The 624-nt window shown below is 45.7% G+C and carries 1 pseudogene; it reads left to right on the top strand.

Annotated features, from left to right (window positions below):
- A pseudogene (locus tag R7E38_RS23085) lies at positions 1-624 on the top strand (hypothetical protein); the annotation flags it as partial.

Here is a 624-nt window from a genome sequence, read left to right as displayed (position 1 = left end):
CCAAAAACTGGCGCGAAGACGACGTTATTCTGAATTCTCAATTTGACCGATTGTATGTGAGCTGGAAGAGCGACGATTGGAGTGCCAGTGTTGGGCGTTTTCGTATTAACTGGTCCATGAATACCATCTGGAACCCTAATGACGTTTATAACGCGTACTCGATTTACGACTTTGATTATGAAGAGAGAGCGGGCACCGATGCCATTATGGTCAGCAAAAAACTTGGTTTTGCCGACGGCTTAGATTTGGTGTTTTCTCCTTCACAAGCATCTGGACAAAACAGCGCTTCGCTGCGTTATTTTTCAAATGTTTCTGGGTGGGATTATCAAATTATCGCAGGTCGATCACGGGCGGATTACATTCTTGGAGCTGGATTTGCGACCGATGTTTACGATGCAGGACTGCGAGGTGAGTTAACTTGGTTTGATCCAATAGACGCTGAATATCAAGGTGAGCCAACGCAGAATAACACTGTAGCGAGCTTAGAAGCGGATTACAGTTTTGGTGGTGTTCGTAACTGGATGACAAGAGGTGCTTGGCTGTTTATCTCGAAACCTCAAGATGCCAACAGCGCGCTTGCTTATCTCAACTTGCCGCTGAACGCTAAAACCTTGAGCTTTACTA

Source organism: Vibrio sp. Vb2131, assembly GCF_033338535.1.
Classification (GTDB): Bacteria; Pseudomonadota; Gammaproteobacteria; order Enterobacterales; family Vibrionaceae; genus Vibrio; species Vibrio alginolyticus.
This window is presented reverse-complemented; position numbering and strand designations above follow the sequence as displayed.